The following is an 18153-nucleotide window of genomic DNA, read 5'->3' as shown; positions in this document are numbered from 1 at the left end:
GAATCGTCGCCGATCGACGATCGGCGGCGTTCCGATTACTGTCCGACCACGTCGGGTTCGAGCGCGCCGACTTCGTCGAGAATCGTCTCGACGTTCGCCTCGGCGACGCCGTTCTCTCTGAGCGCCTCAGCGAGATAGGTCGCGACGCGACCGAAGGCCTCCTCGGTAACCCCCATCCCCTCGTGGGCGGCCCGCATGTCGGCTCCGTCGTACGAGACCGGCCCGCCGGCGACCGCGCTGATGAACTGGACCTGATGGGCGTACAGCGCCTCGCGGTCGACGCCCTCGAAGTACGGTTCGAGGACGGGATCGTCGAAGACGCGGTCGTAGAAGTCAGACACGACGGCCTCGACGGCCTCTTGACCGCCGATGGTCGCGTAGATCGACTGGGAATCGGACATCACGTCGAGCGACTCGGTTCCAACGGAAGACGCCTCCGAAAGAACATGTTCGGGAGGGTCCGTAGCACCCGTTCAACCCCCGAATACGTTCGGGAGAACACGCACCCCGGCCCCGACCGACCCTCGGGTATGAGCACCGACGGGTCCGAATCCCTTCTCGACCGGTCCGAATCGGCCCCCGATCCGGAGTCTCTCCAAAAACGGCTCCGATGTCGGAGCGCGAAGATCAAGCGAGAAGAGCTTGAGGCGGCCGTCTCGAAGCTCGAAGCGCGCGGCGATCTTACCGACGAGCAGCGCGAAACCGTTCGGGAACTCGGAGCCTCCCTTGTCGAGGAACTGATCGGCGCCCCGGAGCGAGCGCTAGAGCGGGCACCTCAAAGCGGGAAAACGCGAGCACGGGCTCGGACACGAGCGATCCGTCGGCTCTTCGATCTCGACGAGTCGTAGCTTCGATCCGGAGCACCGTCGCCGTCGTCCTACCGCCGCCTCACTCCTCGCTTTTCGGGAACTCCGCGACGAACTCGTCGGGTGCGTCCTGACGGACTTCGTAGGCCTCCTCGTCGAAGGTGGGGACCTCGGCTGCCATCTCGTAGTACAGCGGCTTCGGCTCGTGGTCGTTGACGATCGTGAGCGTCTCGCCCGGGTCCATCCCCTCGAACTCCTCGTGTATCTTCTCGTGGCGGTTCACCGGCGAAATTTCGCGAACGTCGAGTCTGGGCATGCGATCGGAGAGTGGGAACACAACTGAATCCGTGTTGAGCCGAACACGTTCGGGGACACGCACTCGCTGTCGGGAGGAGAAGTCCCGAGCGTGATCGACCCGACTGCACACCGGAAGAATGGCGTGGACCGACTCCCGACCGAAACACCCCACAGAGGTGAGTGACGTGCCTGCAACCGACTTCGACGCCGAGCGGAGCTACGACGACGAGCGGTTCTCGACCAGCGAGGTGTTTCACAGCGATCGGATGAAGATCGTCTGTGGCTACTTCGAGCCGGGACAGTTCATTCCCGTTCACGCGCCCGACAGCGACGTGGCGATCATCGTTCGCTCCGGCTCCGGCGTCGTTCGAGAGGGCGAGACGGATCGGTCGGTCGGACCCGGTGATGTCGTCGTCGTGCCCGCCGGAACCGCGCGTGGCGTGCGGGCGAGCGACGAGGAGCGACTTGAAGCGACACTCGTCACCGCGCCGCAGCCGACGGACGCCGAACACGACCCGGTTCGGGAGGGAATCCGACGCGGGGAGTTCGATTCGCGGACCGACGCGGAGTAGCGGCGCCGACAGACCGCGAACACGGAGCGATTCGAAGAGAGTTCAGTTTTTCTAAACTATATTTTTGAATTCGAAACTAATGTTTTGACTAATAAATGCCTCGACGGACAGTGACCAGCTTTTTATTCGAGGTGGATAAAGTGCCGATGACGCCGAATGCGTGACGACTCCACTTCCAAGACGGGTGCTGCCGGTCTCGTCGTGCCGGTCATTTCCGCGACGTCGGCTGACCCCGGAACTTCCGTTTTCGATGGGTGGAGCCGCAGTGCAGACGCTTTCGGTGCGGTTACGAACGACGCAGTCCCACAACATCCACAATAATGCAAGGAAACACCGATTGGTGGCCGAACCAGTTGAACCTGGACATCCTCGACGAGAACGCCCGCAACGCCGGGCCGATGGACGAGGAGTTCGACTACGCCGCGGCGTTCGAGGAGCTCGACCTCGATGCGGTGAAAGCGGATATCGAGGACGTAATGACGACATCGCAGGACTGGTGGCCGGCCGACTACGGCACCTACGGGCCGCTTTTCATCCGGATGGCGTGGCACAGCGCCGGTACGTACCGGACGCACGACGGACGCGGCGGCGCGGCCGGCGGACGACAGCGGCTCCCACCGCTTAACAGCTGGCCGGACAACGTCAACCTCGACAAGGCGCGACGACTGCTCTGGCCGGTCAAACAGAAGTACGGTCGCAAGCTCTCGTGGGCGGATCTAATCGTTCTCACTGGGAACGTCGCCCTCGAGTCGATGGGCTTCGAGACGTTCGGCTTCGCGGGCGGCCGCGAGGACGAGTTCAAGCCCGACGACGCCGTCGACTGGGGCCCCGAAGACGAATGGGAGTCGAGCTCGGCGGAGCGTTTCGACGAGGGAGGGAGCCTCGACGAGGAACTCGGCAACACCGTCATGGGCCTCATCTACGTGAATCCGGAGGGCCCGAACGGCGAGCCGGATCTGGAAGGGTCCGCGGCGAACATCCGCGACACGTTCAGCCACATGGCGATGAACGACAAGGAGACGGTCGCACTCATCGCCGGCGGTCACACCTTCGGCAAGGTCCACGGCGCCGACTCCGGCGACAACCTCGGACCGGATCCCGAGGACGCCCCGATCGATCTGCAGGGGCTCGGCTGGGACAACGAACACGGCGAGGGGAAAGGCCCCGACACGATCACCAGCGGGATCGAAGGGCCGTGGAACGCCACGCCGACCGCATGGGACCTGAGCTACGTCAACAACCTGCTTAGCTACGACTGGGAGGCAGAGAGGGGCCCCGGCGGAGCGTGGCAGTGGACCACGAAGAACGACGAGCTCGACGACGCCGCCCCCGGCGTGCAGGACCCCTCGGACAAAGAGGACGTGATGATGCTCACGACGGACGTGGCGCTGAAACACGACGACGACTTCCGAGCGGTCTTAGAGGAGTTCCGCGACGACCCCGACGAGTTCCAGCAGTCGTTCGCGAAGGCGTGGTACAAGCTCATCCACCGCGACATGGGCCCGCCGGAGCGGTTCCTCGGTCCCGAGGTCCCCGAGGAGACCATGCTCTGGCAGGATCCGCTCCCCGACGCCGACTACGATATCATCGGCGAGGCGGAGATCGCCGAGCTCGAAGGGCTAATCACCGAGTTCGACCTCTCGATCGCCGACCGGGTCAAGACCGCGTGGGCGTCCGCGTCCACGTTCCGCCACAGCGACAAGCGCGGCGGCGCGAACGGCGCGCGGATCCGCCTCGAACCCCAGCGTAGCTGGGAGGTCAACCATCCCGAGGAGCTGGAGTCCGTACTGGAGACCTACGAGGAGATTCAGGCCGAGTTCAACGAGTTGCGCGACGACGACACGCGAGTGTCGCTCGCCGACCTCATCGTTCTCGGTGGCACCCTCGCCGTCGAGCAGGCCGCCGCGGACGCCGGCCACGACGTCGAGGTACCGTTCGAGCCGGGACGCGTCGACGCCGCACAGGACCAGACCGACGAGGAGTCCTTCGAGGCGCTCGAACCGGACGCGGACGGCTTCCGCAACTACCTTGGTGAGAACCTTCCGCACGAGCCGGAGCACGAGATGGTCGACAAGGCCGAACTGCTGCGACTGAGCGTCCCCGAGATGGCGGTGCTCGTCGGCGGCATGCGCGTCCTCGACGCGAACTACGACAACTCCGATCACGGCGTGTTCACCAACGAGCCGGAGACGCTGACGAACGACTTCTTCGTCAACCTGCTCGACTTCGACCGAGATTGGGAGCCCGTCGACGAGGACGAGGAGGTCTTCGAGCTTCGCGACCACGAGACCGGTGAGGTCGACTGGACGGCGACCCGGTTCGACCTGATCTTCGGTTCGAACTCCCGTCTCCGTGCCGTCTCCGAGGTCTACGGTGCCGCCGACGGCGAGGAGAAGTTCGTTGATGACTTCGCCGACGCGTGGAGCAAGGTCATGACGCTCGACCGGTTCGACCTCTAGAGGTCGATCAGTCGGTCGATCACGCTTTTCGCGGTGCAGTTTTTAAACGGGAAGGCTGTGGTTTTGGTACTCGTTGAGTCTCTCAGAGACCTTTTTGTGCGTCGTTTCTCTTTATAAGTGATCGACGACGGATCGGTCGCTATTGCCGCCACAGCCCGGCCGTTCACTTATAAATGGGCGACGGCTGATCGACGGCGAACACCTCCTCAGCCTCACCGCCGGCGACGCCACCGCACAGTCATTTATAAGTGATCACGACGCCACCGGCCGTCCGCTCACAGGACCCGGTTTTTCAGGTCGTCGCCGTCGTCGAGCCGACCGACGTTCTCCGCGAGGATGTCGGCGACGCGCTCGTAGTAGTGGGGCGTGTGGCCGGCGTTGTGCGGGGTGATCGTGACGTTACCGAGCCCCCACAGCGGGTGGTCTTCGGGCAGTGGTTCGGGGTCGGTCACGTCGAGTGCGGCCCCGCGGATGCGGTTGTTCCGGAGTTCGGAGACGAGTGCGTCGGTGTCGACGATCGGTCCGCGCGCGATGTTGATGAGGATCGCATCGGCCCGCATCGTCCGGAGCGCCTCGGCGTCGACGAGCCCGCGGGTCGTCTCCGTGAGCGGGCACGCGAGCACCACGTACTCGGCGTCCGCGATCGCGTCGTGGAACGCGTCGAACCCGTACACCTCGTCGGTCGGGCCGCCCTTCTCGGGCGAGTACCGGACGCCGACCGTGTCCACGTCGAACGGCTCCAGCCGGTCGACGATGGCCGAGCCGATCGCGCCGAGCCCGACAACGGCGACGGTCGAGCCGTACATCTCGGTCGTCTCGTAGCTCCGCCACTCCCGGCGCTCCTGCTGGCGGTGCGCGCGCGCCCACTGCCGGGCGTGCGTGATCATCGACCCAAGAACGTGTTCGGCGATGTTCGGTCCGTGGACCCCGGAGGCGTTCGTCAGGGCGACGCCGTGGTCCGCGAGCGCGTCTCGGGGGAGGTGGCCGGTCCCGGCGAATACGCACGCGAACAGCTCTAGGTTCTCGGCGGCGGCCAACTGCCCCTCGTCGATATCGAGCCCGACGGCGATCCGGGCTGTTTCGAGCAGCTCGCGCTCCTCGGCTGGCGTCCGCGCCAGCGCAACAGATCGGTCGGAGAGTCGCTCGCGGATCGCCGCGGCCAGCTCCGCGCCGCCCGAGCCGTGGATCGTCTGTCGCAACACGACGATATCTGGGTCGCTCATGGCGAGGAGACTCGGCGCGACATATATAAAGGATGTCCGTCCGGCGACCGGTGCCGGATTCGTCCGTCGGGCGTGTGTGTCTACTACTCCAGCGCCGCGTCGAACGCCTGCTGGAAGTCGGCCTTCATGTCGTCCACGTGCTCGATCCCCACCGACACTCGAATGAGGCCGTCCGTGAGCCCGGCTGCGAGCCGCTCCTCGCGGGGGATCGCGGCGTGGGTCATCGCTGCCGGCTGCTCGATCAGGCTCTCGACGCCGCCGAGCGACTCCGCGAGGGTGAACACTTCCGTCTCACTGACGACTGTCGAGCCCTGTTCGAGGGTGCCGTCGAACTCGAAGGAGAGCATCCCGCCGAAGGCGTCCATCTGCTCGGCCGCGAGGTCGTGGTCCGGGTGGCTCTCTAGTCCGGGGTAGTAGACGCGGCTCACGTCGTCGTGGTCCTCTAACCACTGAGCCAGTTCCATCGCGTTCTCGCAGTGGCGGTCCATCCGGACCGGGAGCGTCTTCGTCCCGCGTAACACGAGGAAGGAGTCGAACGGGCCGGGCGTCGCGCCCACCGAGTTCTGGTAGAAGCCGAGCCGCTCGTCCAGTTCTGCGTCGTCGACGACGAGCGCCCCGCCGATGGTGTCGGAGTGACCGCCGAGGTACTTCGTCAGCGACTGGCAGACGATGTCGGCGCCGTGTTCGAGCGGGCGCTGGAGATACGGGGTCGCAAACGTGTTGTCGACCGCGCAGAGCGCATCTGCCTCGTGGGCGATATCGGCAAGTGCGCCGATGTCGTTGACGTTCAACAGGGGGTTCGTCGGCGTCTCGACCCACACTAACTCCGTCTCCTCACGCATCGCATCCCGGACCGCGTCGTGGTCGGTCGTGTCGACGAAGGTGGTCTCCAAGTCGTACTGCTCGTACACCTGCGTGAGGATGCGGTGGGTCCCGCCGTACACGTCGTCGCCGGCGACGACGTGGTCACCCGCCTCAAGCAGGTTGAGGACGGTGTTTATTGCGCCCATCCCGGAGGAGAAGCAGCGCGCGTGACTCCCCGATTCCAGCGAGGCGAGGTTGGCTTCGAGGTCGGTTCGAGTCGGGTTTCCGGTTCGACTGTACTCGTAGCCGCGGTGCTCGCCCGGCGCGTCCTGTTTATACGTGGAGTTTGCGTGAATTGGTGTCATCAGCGCGCCGGTCTCCGGGTCGGGTTCCTGTCCGGCGTGGATCGCGCGGGTCTCGAAGCGGCGGTCGTCGGCGTCGCCCTCGTCGTCGGCGTCGCCCTCGTGGGAGTCGGATCGATCGCTCATACCCGACGATCGTCGCCGAGGGAGGTGATTCTTCCCCTTCTGAGACGGTCGAAGGATGTGTCGAGAGTGGGCCGAGAGTGTGTCGCGAGTACGGCCGCTAGCGACGTAGAAGTGAGAAGTGCTCGGTCAGGGATTTGAACCCTGGTCGTCGGCTGTCTTCCAAACCGGCGCGTCGTCGCGCCGCGTTTGTCGAAAGGCCAACATGATTGGCCGGACTACACCAACCGAGCGCAATTTCGGCTTGTGCCGCATCCAATTTAACTCTTCTCAAGTCGCGGCACTGTGGGAGGCGTCGGCAGGGTTGCGTCTCCCGATTCGATCCGGCACCAAGTGTCGTTGCCTCATCGAACGAACCGCGTGTCCGGGTTGGAGGAGATTGCGTGTCCGAGCCGTAGAAGGCTGTGTGTCCGAGGCGTGCAGTTTCATCCGATCTTCGCCACCTGTTCGCAGTGGACTATATAGTTCTATATAAATTATTTATATTGAGGATATAACACCCTGACTGTAGCGTGCCAGAGTCAGTAGATCCTTTGAAAGTGGGCATATGGGCCAGAGGAGCGGTTGTACTAGTGTATATATTTCGGACAATCTTAAGGGAGATGGAATAAGATATCGAGGCATGGAGACGAGGAAGGTGCAAGTCACCGGCGGTTCGACGTACACGGTCTCGATTCCCAAGACGTGGGCGACCGAAAATGACGTTGAGGCGGGAACGGAGATTGAGTTCCACCCCGACGGCGACTCGCTGTTCCTCACGCCCCGCTCCGAGGAGGAGCGCACTCGGGGGACGATCGACATCACCGATCTGTCGGGACAGGCACTCACCCGCGCGGTGACGACGATGTACGTCAGCGGATTCGACGTGATCGAACTCGAAGGCACCGAGATCACCACCGAGCAGCGATCGACGGTTCGCGAAGCGGTTCAGGGTCTCGTCGGGCTGGAGGTGTTAGAGGAGACTCGCAACCGGGTGGTCGTCCAAGACCTGCTCGACTCCTCGGAGCTGTCGATCCACAACGCGGTCACGCGGATGCGCCTGATCTCGCTGTCGATGCTCGAAGACGCCATCGCCGCGCTCTCCGAGCGCGACCACGACCTCGCACGCGACGTGATCGGGAGGGACGACGACCTCGACCGCCTCTGGCTCGTTGTCTCGCGGATCTTCCGGGCGACCCTCCGGACGCCGAAGGCGGCCGAGGAACTCGGCCTCCCCCGCGAGGAGTGTTTCGACTACCACTCCAGCGCCCGCCAGCTGGAGCGGATCGGGGACCACGCGACCAAGATAGCTCACCTGACGCTCAACATCGACGAGCCGCTTCCCGACGACGTTGTCGAGGCGGTCAACGAGCTCCATGGCGACGCGGTCGAGGTGATCGACACCGCGATGGACGCGCTGTTCGCGGACGACAGCGAGGAGGCGACTCGCCTCGCGAACGAGGCACGCACCGGTGTCCGGGCGATCGACGAGCGAGTGCGCGCCATCGACGAACTGCTCCGCGACCTAGATCCCACCCGCGCGCAACTGCTCGGGCTGGTCGTCGACTCCGTGCTTCGGTCGGCCGACTACGGCGGTAACGTCGCGGAGACGGCGCTCCAGAAGGCCGCGCCGACGCCGTGAGTCTCGGTCGCGAGACGTTGCCCGACCGCCGAACCGTCGGCGTCGTGCTCGCGGCGCTGCTTCTCGTCGTCGCGGTCGTCGCCGGCGGTGCGGGGCTCTACTTCGCGGTCGGGCTCGGCCCTGATGAGGCCGCGGTCAGCGCGGTCGAGTCCTCCGAGGACGTGACCGTCGAACGGCTCGACGGCGCGACTGTGGTCCGGAGCGGCCCGGTGACCGCGGAGACGACGGGACTGGTCTACTACCCCGGTGGCCGGGTGAACCACGAGAGCTACGTCCCGACCGCCGCGGAGATGGTCGCGGGACGGGACGTTGCGGTCGTGATCGTCGACATGCCGCTGAACCTGGCCGTTCTAGGACCGAACCGCGCTGACGGCGCCCGGGAGGCGTTCCCAGCGATCGAGTCGTGGGCGGTCGGCGGCCACTCGCTGGGCGGCGCGATGGCCTGTCGGTACGCCGCCGACAACGCCGACGAGCTGAACGGGCTCGTGCTTCACGCCTCGTACTGCGACCGCGACGTCTCAGAGAGCGGGCTCCGGGTCCTCTCCGTGCTTGGCGCGGCCGACGGGGTGCTTGACGCCGAGCGGGAGCGAGAGAGCCGTGCGAACCTCCCACCGGAGACGCGGGTCGTCGAACTCGACGGGGTCAACCACGCGGGGTTCGGCGCGTACGGGCCACAGCGCGGCGACCGGCCGGTGGCCACCGAACCGGCCGCGATGCGCGAGCGTGTCGGCAACGCCACCGGTGCGTGGCTCGCCGGGTAAGCGGGTTTTTTGGGCGTCGCCGGCGGACGGATCGGTATGCCAGAGATCGAACTCGGCGTGCCGAAGGGCGTCGTCGAGTCGCTGCCCGAGGAGGACGGCACCGCCGAGCAGGACATGCGACGCGCGATAGCCGGGATTCAGTCGCGACTGAACGACGAGATCGCGGGTGCGGAGCCCGCCGAGGCGGCCGAGGTCGTCGCCGACGCCGTCGAGCGCATGGAAGCGCAGGCGAGCACGTACCACGAGTTCGTCCCGGAACTGCGCGCGTGGGGACAGTCGCCGATCTACGCCATCGCGTGGCGGAACCTCTACGTGGAGCTTATCGGCCAGCTGTACGAACACGAGTGGCTGGGGGACGAACTCGGCCGTGAGCGCAACTTCCGGCTCGTTGAGGACGGGATTCGCCTGTCGGATTTATAAGCGACGACACCAGGACCGCCCGCGTACGTGGCGCCCGTTTTTAAGCCACCGCGGTCCGATAAACGCATATGGAACTGGAACTGCGGTTCTTCGCGACGTTTCGCGAAGCTGCTGGCGGGAAGATCGTCGAGGCGGAGTTCGCCGACGGGTCGAGCGTCGGCGACGTGTTACGAGAGCTTGAGGCGGGGTACGAGGGGATGAACGGTCGTCTGATCGTCGACGGCGGCCTCGCCCCGCAGATCAACGTGCTGAAGAACGGCCGCGAGGTGCTCCACCTCGACGGGCTCGATACGTCCCTCGACGACGGCGACCGGCTCTCGGTGTTCCCGCCTGTCGCGGGCGGGTGCGAAGTATGAGCGACGCCGGGGACGGGAACGACGGGTCAGTCGATGGCGCGTCCGAAACCCAGCCGCCCGCCGAGGCGGGCTGGGAGCGCGAGGAGGTCGCGTACCGGGGGATCTCGCGACGACTCGCGGCCCACTACCTCGTCAATCTCGGCGGCGAACTCATCGGGACCGACGACCCCGCGGAGGCGACCCGCGTGGACGGCGACGGGTGGCGAGTCGGGCTCAGCGCCGAGACGGTGAAGGCCGCCGGCTCCATCTCGCTCACGGAGGTGACCGCGGAGTTCGCGGGCGAGCCCGAGGCGCTCGCGGAGTTGCTCCCGAAGTACCGGCAGAAGGCGATGCGCGCGGGCGGGTGATGGCCGACGACGAGACGCCGAGCGACGATCGCTCCGACGGCGATTCCACCGACGGCGACTCCGGATCCCCCGGTCCGTATCCGATCGAAGGAACGGCTCTCGTGAAGACGGCGGCGCTCGCGAGCGTTCCCGCCGAGCGCCTCCCCGAACTGCTCGCGCGGGTGCAGGCCGACCTCGGTCCGCGGCTCGACGAGTACCGCCGGCGGTACGAGCGTATTGCGGCGGAGCCGGACCGCGAGACGTTCCTCGTCGAGTCCGACCACTGGGAGGGGGTCGCAGACCGACTCGGTCTCTCGGACCGCGAGCGCGACGCCGCCGCCCGCGCCCACGAGGCCGCCGTCGAGCGCGCCGGCGGCAGCGACCAACGGGCGGAGTTCGAGACCGCACTGGAGATCCGGTCCGGCGTCGTGATCGGCGTGCCGGACAATCGCAACGAGGAGTGACGAACCGTTGCGGCCACCGACGCCTTTTCGGCGCCCCGCGCGGGAGGTGTCGACATGCGACTCGCTCGCCTGCTCACGCCGGACGGACCGGTTTCGGGACGCTACGAGGACGGAGTCATCGTCGCCGACGACGGCCGGTACGAGGTCGGCCGCGACGGACGGCTCCTGCCGCCCTGCGATCCGGGCGCGCTCTACTGCGTCGGCCGGAACTACGCGGAGACGCTCGATCAGATGGAGTACGAGCGCCCCGAGGAGCCGGACTTCTTTATCAAGCCGCCTGCGAGTCTGCTCGCGCACGGCGAGCCGATTCGGTATCCCGAGTGGACTGACGAGCTGACCTACGCCGGCGAGCTGGTCGCCGTCATCGACGAGCGGTGTCGCGATGTCGAGCCCGCGGACGTACCCGAGATTGTCCGCGGGTACACCATTATGAACGACATGGACGCGCTCGACCAGCAGGGCCGGACCGCGCGTAAGGCATTCGACGGCTCCGGTCCGCTCGGTCCGTGGATCGAGACCGACGTGGACCCGACGAGCCTCGATATCTCGACGACCGTCGGCGGGGAGCAGCGGCAGGACGCCAACACCAAACTGATGCTGTTCGGCCCGCACGAGATCGTCTCGTACCTCTCGAAGCGGTTCACCTTCGAGCCCGGCGACTGCATCGCCTTCGGGAGCCCGGCGAACCCGGGGCTCGTCGAGCCCGGCGAACGCGTCGAAATCACCTACGAGGGCGTCGGAACGCTGTCGAACCCGATCGTCGAGGGAGAGTAACCGAGAACGCTTTTTAAAACATGTGCGGTGGCGCGCGCCTGCGAACGCCCGACGGGCGTGAGGAGCGCGTGCGAGGAACGCGGTGAGCGCTCGGAGAGCGCGAGCCGCGAGGCTGGGGAGGTATGGGGTGCGGTTGCGGTGCAGGGTGGGACTCAAAGGGGCAGTCGCCGGTGGCTTTGCCGCCGGCTGCCAGAGGCGCGAAGCGCCTCGCTGTTACCGGCGCTATGCGCCGGTTGCAAGCGAGAGCTTTGCTCTCGCCCTGCCGCGAGGACGAAGCACACCGACGCAAGGACCGCAGGAAGCGAGCAACGCGAGTGACTGAGGACCGCAGCGAGGTGCGCGAGTCCTCGCGGCTGGGGCTTTGGAGGAGTTCACCGTCGATCTTCAGTCAACAACCTATAAGCGAGCGGCTGGGGTTCAGTAAGAAGTCACGTCAGAACTCCAGTCAAACTCGCCAACACGTCTTTCGTCCACCTACTCCGGGTTTCGTATCGGCTGTCGCTCCCCGTACGTAAGCGTCCGCCAGATCCACTCGACGGGACCGAACCGGAAAGATCGCAGCCACAGGACTGACAAAACGATCTGCACCACCCAAACGACGAGAACGAACCCGAGCTGCTCGACGCGGGTAACGGAGCCGAACAGCCCGAGGCCGTGGCCGTAGAAGACGGTGGTCGCGATCACCGTCTGCAGGAGGTAGTTCGTGAACGCGGTCCGCCCGACCGCGGCGAGGCCGCGAGTCACGGGGCCGTCCGGGCGCCGGCGGGCGTACAGCATCACGATCCCGAGGTAGCCGCCGGCGAGGGGGAAGCTGCCGACGTAGATGAACTGCCGCCAGTACAGCGCGGCGCCGGCGCTCCAGTCGTTGGCCTCGATGTAGACGACGCCGGCGACGGTGATCGCGAGGCCGACAACACCGAGCGCAACGAGCCGGCGGTACAGGGCCGACGACCGCTCGCCGGTCAACACGCCCCAGCGGTACAGCGCCATCCCGAGGAGCATGGTGCCACCGACCTGCCAGAATGGCCCGTTGATGTAGCCGGTCGTCTGTCGGCTGAACGAGGATGGGACCCGGTGGTCGAGCTGTTCGAGCCAGCCGCCGCGGTACGTCGCGACCTGCTGTTCGATCGCGGCTTCCGCCGGTGCCCACTGCGATGCGATCGCGTCGCCGCCGAGAGTGATCGCGGCGAACAGTTCGACCACGGGGAGGAACAGCAGGAAGACCACGCCGACCCCAGCGAGCTTCCGGGCTTCGAGATTCCGGAACGCGACGACGACCAGCGCGGTCACCCCGTACGCGACGAGGATGTCGCCGTACCACAGCAGATACGCGTGCATGAGCCCGATCGCGATGAGAATCGCGGTCCGGCGATAGTGGAGCCGCACCGCGTCTTGCCCCTTCTCCTCTTTGCTCTCGATGAACAGTAGGATTCCCGCACCGAACAGCGCCGAGAACAGCGTGATGAACTTGTTCTGTGCGAACACGTGGCTGAACGCCCACGCCCAGTAGTTCGCCCCCGTGAAGTCGCCGTAAACGGTGGTGTCGGCGTACACCGTCGGATTAAACAGCGTCGTCTCGGGCATCGCGAACGCCCAGACGTTGATCAGGAGGATGCCGAGCAGGGCGACCCCGCGGAGGGCGTCGAGGGCGACGATGCGTTCGGAGGGCGGCGTCGGGCCGGCGTCGCGGGTCACGAGTTGGCTCGCAAAAGGGAACGCAGGACCGAATAGGTTCGGATAGCGGGCGGCCGCCCGAATCGCGGTCGCCGCGAATCGATCAGTCCAGCCGGACGGCCTCCCCGCGCTCCGAGGACCGGTAGATCGCGTCGATGACGCGCTGGACCGACAGCGCCTCGTCGATCGTGTTGATGTCGGGCGCCTCGCCCGCGGCGACCGCGTCGAGGAACGCCACCTGCTCGGCGGCGTGACTGTCGCTCTCGCGCGTCTCGATCTCGGCGTCCGAGAAGTGGTGGTGGTCGTCGTCGAAGGCGGTCGACTCGTGGAGGGTGAGCTCGTCGCTCCCGCGGTCGAACGTCGCGCCCGCCTCCGTGCCGCGGATCACGAACTCGTCGTTCGTCGGGCGGTTCGTCGCCCACGCGACCTCCAGCGAGACGGTGTTGCCGTCAGCGCCGCGGATGAATGCCGACGCGGAGTCCTCGACGTCGAACCCCTCGGGCCCGTCGTCGTCGCCCCACATGTGGACGAACGTGTAGTCGTCGCGGCCGCCGAACTCCGAGCGCGTCTCGCCGGACACCTCGACGACCTCGGGGTGATCGAGGAAGTAGAGCGCGAGATCGATCGCGTGGACGCCGATGTCGATGAGCGCGCCGCCGCCGGCGACGGCCTCAGACGTGAACCACGACCCGCGACCGGGGACGCCGCGTCGCCGGACGTAGTTGGCCTCGACGTGGGTCGTCTCGCCGAACCGGCCCTCTTCCTGATACCCTTTAAGAACCTGCACCGGCTCCGCGAAGCGGTTGTTGAACCCGATCATGCAGAACCCCTCAGCGTCGCGGGCGGCCTCGGCGATGCGCTCCGCGCTTTCGACGGTGTGCGCCAGCGGCTTCTCCAAGAGCACGTCGAGGCCGGCTTCGAGGGCCGAGACCGCGTACTGCTCGTGGAATCGGTTCGGCGTCGTGATCAGGACGGCGTCGCAGTCCTCGTAGAGGTCCGACTCGTCCTCGTAGGCGTGAACGTCGAACTCCTCGTGGAACCGTCGGCGCGCGTCGGCGTCGATGTCCATCCCGCCGACGAGGGTCGCGCCGCGGTCGACAAGCTTCGCGGCGTGGTGGTGACCGATCCCGCCGAGACCGACGATACCGACGGCCACGTCGTTCGCGTGAGTCATGGGCCGAATTCACAACGAATGTTGTTAAGGTTCACGCTCCGATCGGCAGCGAGGAACCGAGTCGGTGAACAGAGGCGAGATCGGACTCAGCGTTCCCGCGTCATCCACTCGCTCGCCTGTGGCTCGTCCGGATCGGTGGCGACCTCGATCAGAGCCGGTCCGTCGTGGGCCAGCGCCGATGTGAGGGCCTCGCCGACCGCGTCTCGATCGGTCACCCGCTCGGCGCGGACGCCCATCCCGGATGCGACGGCGACGAGGTCGATCGCGGTCTCCGCCCAGCCGTACGCGCCCGCCGGGAGGTCGTACGACCGCGACGCCTCCTCGCTGATAATCGCGTAGTCGTCGTTGGTGAACGCGACGACGGTCACGTCGATCCCCTCCGCGGCCAGCGTGTGCAACTCGTGAACGCACATCATGAGGCCGCCGTCACCGGTGAGGGCGACCACGTCGCGGTCGGGGTTCGCGAGTTTGGCGCCGATCGCCGACGGGAGCCCGGTCCCCATCGTCGCCCACGATCCCGGATTCACGTACCGCGAGGGGCCAGCCGCGGGGAACGAGACGAGCGTCCACAGCCGGAACCCGCCGGCGTCCGCGGTGACGACCGCCTCTGCTGGGAGCGCTTCGCGGACCTCGCGGAGGACCTCGACGGAACGGAGGGGATCGTTGGCGCTGCGCTCGTCAGCGAGCGCGGCGAATCGCTCTCGGTCTGCGGACCGGACCGCGTCGGCACGGGCGGCGCCGGGCGACTCAGGATGCGAAGCCGAGCCCGCCGGCTCACTGGCCAACATCTCCTCCTCCTCGTCTCCCAGCCGGTCCCCGAGCGCCTGCAGGAATCGGTCAGCGTCCGCGACGATCCCGAGATCTGCCTCGTAGCCGAAGCCGATATCGTCGCCGTCGAGCGTGACGTGAATCAGGGAATCAGGCAGCGACACCGACCAGGAGGCGGTCGCGACCGCGTCGAGGTCGGAGCCGACGACGAGCCCGCGGTCCGCGTCGGCGAGGAGATCGCGGAGCTCCGTGCTCGATCCGCCACAGAGCACGCCCGCGGAGAGGGGGTGCGTCTCGGGAAGCGTCCCCTTTCCTTTATAAGTCGTGACGACCGGGGCGTCGAGGCGCTCGGCGATCGCGCGGAGCGAGTCGCTCGCGCCCGCGCGCCGGACGCCGCCGCCCGCGAGAATCACCGGCGAACCGGCTCCAGCGAGGAGGTCGGCCGCGCGATCGACCGCGTCCGCGGGCGGGTCCGGCGGCGCGGCCGGCTCTCGGTCCCCGATCGCCGGCTGGGGCGTCCGGCTCGCGAGTACATCTTTTGGGATCCCGACGCGGACGGGTCCCTGCGGGTGCTCGCGGGCGACCCGGATCGCCTCGGCGACGGCGGGGACCGCACCGGCCGGCGAGTCGACGAGGACGTTCTCCTTGACGACCGTGTCGTACGTCTCGGGCGGCGTCTCGTGGATCCCGTCGCCGCCGCGGACCTCTCGTTCGGTCTCGACCGCGAGGTGGAGGAGAGGGACGCAGTCGTTCAGGGCGTTTTTCAGCCCGTTCATCGCGTTCATATCGCCGGGGCCGGGGACGACGATCGACGCCGCCATCGCTCCGGGATCGCTCGTCTCAGCGTATCCCCACGCCTGATGAGTCACGGCCGTCTCGTGGCGCGCGACGACAAACCGGGCGTCGCGCTCGCCGAGCGCCCGATTCAGCGGGAGCGTCTGCTTGCCGGGGATCCCGAAGGCGACGTCGATCCCGCGGTCGAGCATGCAGTCGACGACCGCCTCGGCGACGGTCGGAGCGTCGACCGCGCTCGGATCCGTACCGCTCTGGGACTCGTCCGTGTCCATACCGCGAGGTCGACGGACCGGGTGTTGAAACCTTCGACGCTTGGAGCGGCGGTTCCGGCGTTCACGCCGGGGAGGATGTCACTCCGCGACGTTCGTCTCCCGAACCCGGATCCCCTTGCGCGCGAGGTGGCGCATCTGTCGCTGGGCGAACTCCTCCTCGCTCGATCCGCGGGTCGCGAGGACGTACACGAGCGCGGAGCCGGTCGGTCGCATGGTGCGGCCCGCCCGTTGAGAGCCCTGCCGGCGCGAGCCGCCGAGCCCGCTGGCGACGATCGCGAGTTCGGCGTTCGGGAGATCGATTCCCTCGTCACCGACACGGGAGACGACGAGGGTGTCGACGTCGTCTCCGTCTGCACCGATTCCCTCGCGTTCTCCGCCCTCCGTGCCCTCCTCGCGGAATCGCCGGAACAGCTCCGCCCGCTCGTGGTGGGGCGTCTCGCCGCTTATAAACGGGACGCCGAGCGCATCGGCGATCGCCTCGCCCTGATCGAGGTATTCGATGAACACGAGCGCCTTCTTGTCGCGGTGAGCGGCGAGCAGGTACCGGATCTCCTCGATCTTCGCGGGGTTCTCTGCGGCGAGGCGTCGTCGCTCCCGCCCGTCGGCGCTGGCGTACTCGTTGCGGGCCATCTCGTCGCGCCACGGGACGTACCGAATCTCGACCTCCGGCTCCTGAACGAAGCCGGCCTCGAACAGCTCGTCCCAGTCGGCACCGATCGGCCGACCGATCAGGGTGTATATCTCCTCTTCGCTGCCGGTCTCACGGACCGGCGTGGCCGAGAGGCCAAGGCGGTGTTTTGCTTGCAGCTCTGCAGACCGTGAAAATATGGGGGCGGTGATATGATGAGCCTCGTCGAAGCAGATCAACCCCCACTTCCGGGAGTCGAACAAGGCCCTGTGGCGGTCCATCCCGGCGATCTGGTAGGTCGCGATCGTGACCGGTCGGATCTCCTTTTGGCCGCCGTGGTACAGTCCGATGTCGGCCGGGTCGACCGTGGAGTGTTCGAGCAGTTCCTCGCGCCACTGGCCGGCGAGTTCGCGGGAGGGGACGAGAATCAGCGTCTCGCCGCCGATCGCCGCGATGGTCGCGATGGCGGCGACGGTCTTGCCGGACCCCGGCGGGCCGACGTACACTCCGGAGCGCGCGTCGAGGAAGGTCTCGACCCACGTCTCCTGATACGACCGGAGATCGGTTGTCAGGTCGATATCGACCGGGTCGCCCACGTCGAGGTCGCGGTCGTCCTCGACCGGGTAGCCGGCGTCGTAGAGGGCGCGTTTCACCGCGGCGACGGCGTCCTCGTTGACCCACGCCTCCGTCTCGGAGATGGGTGCCCGGAGGTGATCGTCGTCGAGGTGCTGGTCCGCGACGTTGCCCATCAGGCTCTCGGAGGCGGCCTGCAGGACGACGTAGCCGTCCTCGTGGGTATATAACCGGAAGCGGTGCGCCCGGCGCCACTGGTCGCGGATCCAGTCTTCGAGGTGGTCGAACCGGCGAGGAAGCACCGAGCGGAGGCTCGCGATCAGGCCGTCGGCGTCCTCGAACGGCGCGGCCCACACGTCCTCCTGGCGGATCCGATAAAGGTACCCGCGCGTGCCGGGCTCGGTGCCGGTGGTGTCGACGAGGTGCGCGAACTGCGAGAGCCGCGCCCGGGTGAACTGCGTCGGGCGGTCGACCACGATCTCTCGGCGGCTCGGAAACGCGACGACGCGCTCGCGGGTCGCCAGCCGGCCCCAGTCGGTCGGGTAGAAGACGATGGGATCGCTCTCGACGTCAAGCCGGTCCACGTCGCCGCGGTCGACGAGCGCAGCGAGGGCGTCGCGCGCGGCCGCCTGCGTGGTACCGAGCCGTCTCGCGACCTCGCTCGCGGTCGCGACGGGTCGTTCCTCGGCCTCTAACGCCTCGTGGAAGCGGTCGAGCGAGAGCTCTTCGGCGGCGTCGTTATCCTGAGAATCGGGGTCCGCTCTGGAGTCGTTGCCAGCAGCGGAATCGGGGGCGTCGCCGGTGTCAGAATCGGAAGCATCGCCGGCGGCGGGATCGCCGGAGTCGTCGGTCATTACCTCTGGTTCGGTCGCGAGGGGGAAATGGATAGCGTCCGCGAGGG

At 67.0% G+C, this 18153-nt stretch carries 18 protein-coding genes and 1 tRNA gene; 10 read left to right on the top strand and 9 right to left on the bottom strand.

Features of this window, described 5'->3' with window-relative positions; genetic code table 11:
* Positions 1–35 precede the first annotated feature (35 nt).
* Positions 36–401, bottom strand: coding sequence for a group I truncated hemoglobin (locus HLAC_RS07700; RefSeq protein ID WP_015910279.1), 366 nt, complete (start codon positions 399–401; stop codon positions 36–38).
* Positions 402–530: 129 nt separating this feature from the next.
* Here HLAC_RS07700 and HLAC_RS07695 point away from each other — a divergent pair, with 129 nt between their 5' ends.
* The gene (locus HLAC_RS07695; protein WP_049933400.1) at positions 531–848 is read left to right on the top strand and encodes a glutamyl-tRNA reductase; all 318 of its coding nucleotides are present in this window, start codon (positions 531–533) and stop codon (positions 846–848) included.
* A gap of 40 nt (positions 849–888) precedes the next feature.
* Here HLAC_RS07695 and HLAC_RS07690 read toward each other — a convergent pair whose 3' ends face one another.
* Positions 889–1122, bottom strand: coding sequence for a DUF2249 domain-containing protein (locus HLAC_RS07690; protein ID WP_015910278.1), 234 nt, complete (start codon positions 1120–1122; stop codon positions 889–891).
* 166 nt (positions 1123–1288) lie between these two features.
* Between HLAC_RS07690 and HLAC_RS07685 the strand changes: the two genes are divergently transcribed.
* Together HLAC_RS07685 and katG are read left to right on the top strand one after the other, a co-directional pair.
* A complete protein-coding gene (locus HLAC_RS07685) occupies positions 1289–1675 on the top strand; it encodes a cupin domain-containing protein (protein ID WP_049933699.1) in 387 nt (128 codons plus the stop codon).
* A gap of 320 nt (positions 1676–1995) precedes the next feature.
* Positions 1996–4134: a catalase/peroxidase HPI gene (gene katG, locus HLAC_RS07680; protein ID WP_015910276.1), complete on the top strand. Its 2139-nt coding sequence runs from the start codon at positions 1996–1998 to the stop codon at positions 4132–4134.
* 275 nt (positions 4135–4409) lie between these two features.
* On the opposite strand, the gene HLAC_RS07675 is transcribed toward katG, so the two are convergent.
* The 3 genes from HLAC_RS07675 to HLAC_RS07665 form a co-directional block, all read right to left on the bottom strand.
* The gene (locus HLAC_RS07675) at positions 4410–5357 is read right to left on the bottom strand and encodes a D-2-hydroxyacid dehydrogenase (protein WP_015910275.1); all 948 of its coding nucleotides are present in this window, start codon (positions 5355–5357) and stop codon (positions 4410–4412) included.
* Positions 5358–5440: 83 nt separating this feature from the next.
* The gene (locus HLAC_RS07670) at positions 5441–6649 is read right to left on the bottom strand and encodes a cystathionine gamma-synthase (protein ID WP_015910274.1); all 1209 of its coding nucleotides are present in this window, start codon (positions 6647–6649) and stop codon (positions 5441–5443) included.
* A 119-nt stretch (positions 6650–6768) separates the two neighbouring features.
* A tRNA-Glu gene (locus HLAC_RS07665) sits at positions 6769–6879 on the bottom strand.
* A gap of 389 nt (positions 6880–7268) precedes the next feature.
* On the opposite strand from HLAC_RS07665, the gene HLAC_RS07660 reads away from it, so the two are divergent.
* From HLAC_RS07660 to HLAC_RS07630, 7 genes are all read left to right on the top strand, one after another.
* Positions 7269–8267, top strand: coding sequence for a phosphate signaling complex PhoU family protein (locus tag HLAC_RS07660; protein ID WP_015910273.1), 999 nt, complete (start codon positions 7269–7271; stop codon positions 8265–8267).
* Positions 8264–9028 carry an alpha/beta hydrolase gene (locus HLAC_RS07655; RefSeq protein WP_015910272.1) on the top strand — a complete coding sequence of 255 codons (765 nt, stop codon included), beginning with the start codon at positions 8264–8266 and terminating at the stop codon, positions 9026–9028. Before HLAC_RS07660 ends, HLAC_RS07655 begins: the two co-directional genes overlap by 4 nt.
* Before the next feature lie 36 nt (positions 9029–9064).
* Positions 9065–9448 carry a DUF7971 family protein gene (locus tag HLAC_RS07650; RefSeq protein ID WP_015910271.1) on the top strand — a complete coding sequence of 128 codons (384 nt, stop codon included), beginning with the start codon at positions 9065–9067 and terminating at the stop codon, positions 9446–9448.
* A gap of 68 nt (positions 9449–9516) precedes the next feature.
* Complete coding sequence (locus HLAC_RS07645) at positions 9517–9804, top strand: ubiquitin-like small modifier protein 1 (protein ID WP_015910270.1); 288 nt, start codon at positions 9517–9519, stop codon at positions 9802–9804.
* Positions 9801–10151 (top strand): MoaD-like domain-containing protein, encoded by a 351-nt coding sequence (locus tag HLAC_RS07640; RefSeq protein ID WP_015910269.1) that lies wholly within the window; start codon positions 9801–9803, stop codon positions 10149–10151. Before HLAC_RS07645 ends, HLAC_RS07640 begins: the two co-directional genes overlap by 4 nt.
* Complete coding sequence (locus tag HLAC_RS07635; RefSeq protein WP_015910268.1) at positions 10151–10594, top strand: DUF8048 family protein; 444 nt, start codon at positions 10151–10153, stop codon at positions 10592–10594. The genes HLAC_RS07640 and HLAC_RS07635 overlap by 1 nt, the downstream gene beginning before the upstream one ends.
* Positions 10595–10648: 54 nt before the next feature.
* Positions 10649–11368: a fumarylacetoacetate hydrolase family protein gene (locus HLAC_RS07630; protein WP_015910267.1), complete on the top strand. Its 720-nt coding sequence runs from the start codon at positions 10649–10651 to the stop codon at positions 11366–11368.
* A 474-nt stretch (positions 11369–11842) separates the two neighbouring features.
* On the opposite strand, the gene HLAC_RS07625 is transcribed toward HLAC_RS07630, so the two are convergent.
* From HLAC_RS07625 to HLAC_RS07610, 4 genes are all read right to left on the bottom strand, one after another.
* Positions 11843–13063 carry a DUF418 domain-containing protein gene (locus HLAC_RS07625; RefSeq protein ID WP_015910266.1) on the bottom strand — a complete coding sequence of 407 codons (1221 nt, stop codon included), beginning with the start codon at positions 13061–13063 and terminating at the stop codon, positions 11843–11845.
* Positions 13064–13145: 82 nt separating this feature from the next.
* Positions 13146–14216, bottom strand: coding sequence for a Gfo/Idh/MocA family protein (locus HLAC_RS07620; protein WP_015910265.1), 1071 nt, complete (start codon positions 14214–14216; stop codon positions 13146–13148).
* A gap of 86 nt (positions 14217–14302) precedes the next feature.
* The gene (locus HLAC_RS07615; protein ID WP_015910264.1) at positions 14303–16051 is read right to left on the bottom strand and encodes a thiamine pyrophosphate-binding protein; all 1749 of its coding nucleotides are present in this window, start codon (positions 16049–16051) and stop codon (positions 14303–14305) included.
* A gap of 78 nt (positions 16052–16129) precedes the next feature.
* A complete protein-coding gene (locus HLAC_RS07610; protein WP_015910263.1) occupies positions 16130–18106 on the bottom strand; it encodes a DEAD/DEAH box helicase in 1977 nt (658 codons plus the stop codon).
* Positions 18107–18153: the final 47 nt, after the last annotated feature.

The sequence above is a fragment of the Halorubrum lacusprofundi ATCC 49239 genome, assembly GCF_000022205.1.
GTDB classification, from domain to species: domain Archaea; phylum Halobacteriota; class Halobacteria; order Halobacteriales; family Haloferacaceae; genus Halorubrum; species Halorubrum lacusprofundi.
Note: the sequence above shows the minus strand (reverse complement) of the source record. Positions and strands in the feature narration are given on the sequence as shown.